General features: G+C 48.0%; 1 rRNA gene. It reads right to left on the bottom strand.

Features of this window, described 5'->3' with window-relative positions:
• Window positions 1–76: 76 nt before the first annotated feature.
• A 23S ribosomal RNA gene (locus FFM71_RS13215) occupies window positions 77–2,994 on the bottom strand.
• Window positions 2,995–3,087 lie beyond the last annotated feature (93 nt).

Raw genomic sequence — 3,087 nt, 5'->3', positions numbered from 1 at the left:
CTCGTACCCTGAAAACTAGATATTAAGAATAATGAATTAAATCTTGAATCACTTCGAACTGCTGTAAACTCTTTACTCGATTAAGTCCTCGATCTATTAGTACTGCTCAGCTCCATGTATCGCTACACTTCCACCCGCAGCCTATCTACGTCATAATCTCTAACGGATCTTACTTCCATAAAGGAATGGGAAATCTCATCTCGAGGGGGGCTTCACACTTAGATGCTTTCAGCGTTTATCCCTTCCATACGTAGCTACCCAGCGATGCGCCTGGCGGCACAACTGGTACACCAGAGGTATGTCCATCCCGGTCCTCTCGTACTAAGGACAGCTCCTCTCAAATTTCCTACGCCCGCGACGGATAGGGACCGAACTGTCTCACGACGTTCTGAACCCAGCTCGCGTACCGCTTTAATGGGCGAACAGCCCAACCCTTGGGACCGACTACAGCCCCAGGATGCGATGAGCCGACATCGAGGTGCCAAACCTCCCCGTCGATGTGAACTCTTGGGGGAGATAAGCCTGTTATCCCCAGGGTAGCTTTTATCCGTTGAGCGATGGCCCTTCCATATGGTACCACCGGATCACTAACTCCGACTTTCGTCCCTGCTCGACTTGTCAGTCTCGCAGTCAAGCTCGCTTATACGTTTACACTCTGCGAATGATTTCCAACCATTCTGAGCGAACCTTTGAGCGCCTCCGTTACATTTTAGGAGGCGACCGCCCCAGTCAAACTGCCCACCAGACACTGTCCCCCACCGCGCTAAGCGGCGTGGGTTAGAGTTTTCATATAACAAGGGTAGTATCCCACCAATGCCTCCTTCGAAACTAGCGTTCCGAAATCAACGGCTCCTACCTATCCTGTACATGTCACACAAAAACTCAATATCAAGCTACAGTAAAGCTCCATGGGGTCTTTCCGTCCTGTCGCGGGTAACCCGCATCTTCACGGGTATTATAATTTCACCGAGTCTCTCGTTGAGACAGTGCCCAAATCATTACGCCTTTCGTGCGGGTCGGAACTTACCCGACAAGGAATTTCGCTACCTTAGGACCGTTATAGTTACGGCCGCCGTTTACTGGGGCTTCAATTCTCAGCTTCGCTTACGCTAACTGATCCTCTTAACCTTCCAGCACCGGGCAGGCGTCAGCCCATATACGTCATCTTACGATTTAGCATAGACCTGTGTTTTTGATAAACAGTTGTTTGGGCCTATTCACTGCGGCTGGCTTTTACACCAGCACCCCTTCTCCCGAAGTTACGGGGTCATTTTGCCGAGTTCCTTAACGAGAGTTCACTCGCTGACCTTAGGATACTCTCCTCGACTACCTGTGTCGGTTTGCGGTACGGGTAGTTTATTTCTAACTAGGAACTTTTCTCGGCAGTGTGAGTTACTGTGCTTCGCTACTAAAATTTCACTCCCCATCATAGCTTGTCCTTAAAGATAAAAGCATTTGACTCTTATCAAGACTTACTATTTGGACGCGCATATCCATCAGCGCGCACACATCATCCTCCTGCGTCCTTCCATCGTTCAAACAAAATAAACTAGTACGGGAATATCAACCCGTTATCCATCGATTACACCTCTCGGTCTCATCTTAGGCCCCGACTAACCCTGGGAGGACGAGCCTTCCCCAGGAAACCTTAGTCTTTCGGCCGACCAGATTCTCACTGGTCTTTCGTTACTCATACCGGCATTCTCACTTCTAAGAACTCCACTGCTCCTCACGGTACAGCTTCAATGCTCTTACAACGCTCTCCTACCACGTGTCTTACGACACATCCACAGTTTCGGTATCATGCTTAGCCCCGGTACATTTTCGGCGCAGAATCACTCGACTAGTGAGCTATTACGCACTCTTTGAATGAATGGCTGCTTCTGAGCCAACATCCTAGTTGTCTATGCGTTTCCACATCCTTTTCCACTTAGCATGAATTTTGGGACCTTAACTGGTGATCTGGGCTGTTTCCCTTTCGACGGTGGATCTTATCACTCATCGTCTGACTCCCGGGTATAGATTGATGGTATTCGGAGTTTATCTGAATTCAGTAACCCAAGACGGGCCCCTAGTCCAAACAGTGCTCTACCTCCATAATCCTAATCCCCGAGGCTAACCCTAAAGCTATTTCGGAGAGAACCAGCTATCTCCAAGTTCGTTTGGAATTTCACCGCTACCCACAACTCATCCCAGCATTTTTCAACATACACGGGTTCGGTCCTCCAATGCGTTTTACCGCATCTTCAACCTGGTCATGGGTAGGTCACTTGGTTTCGGGTCTACATCAACATACTTAGTCGCCCTATTCAGACTCGCTTTCGCTACGGCTCCGACTTTTCATCTTAACCTTGCATGTTAACGTAACTCGCCGGTTCATTCTACAAAAGGCACGCCATCACCCATTAACGGGCTCTGACTACTTGTAGGCACACGGTTTCAGGATCTATTTCACTCCCCTTCCGGGGTTCTTTTCACCTTTCCCTCACGGTACTGGTTCACTATCGATCACTAGGGAGTATTTAGCCTTGGGAGATGGTCCTCCCAGATTCCGACGGAGTTTCTCGTGTTCCGCCGTACTCAGGATACTGAATGGAGTGGGTCAGATTTCGCTTACGAGGCTTTCACTCTCTTTGGCCAAGCTTTCCAACTTGTTCAACTATCATTACCTTTTGTTCTCACAACATCAGTCCTACAACCCTAAAGAGCAAGCTCTTTAGTTTGGGCTATTCCCGTTTCGCTCGCCGCTACTCAGGGAATCGAATTTTCTTTCTCTTCCTGCAACTACTTAGATGTTTCAGTTCATTGCGTGTTCCTCTTGATTGCTATGTATTCACAAACAAGTAAATATCCATTACGATATTTGGGTTCCCCCATTCGGAAATCCCCGGATCAAAGCTTACTTACAGCTCCCCGAGGCGTATCGTCGTTAGTTACGTCCTTCATCGGCTCCTAGTGTCTAGGCATCCACCGTGCGCCCTTTATAACTTAATCTTGACAAAATACGATTTTACTCGTTTTTATCGCGCAGTTTTCGGTGTTTCTTTAATTCATTATTTCTTAATATCCAGTTTTCAAGGTACGAAC

The sequence above is a fragment of the Companilactobacillus huachuanensis genome (genome assembly GCF_005404815.1).
In the GTDB taxonomy this organism is placed as follows: Bacteria; Bacillota; Bacilli; order Lactobacillales; family Lactobacillaceae; genus Companilactobacillus; species Companilactobacillus huachuanensis.
The sequence above is the reverse complement of the archived record's forward strand: the minus strand, read 5'-3'. Positions and strand labels throughout refer to the sequence as shown.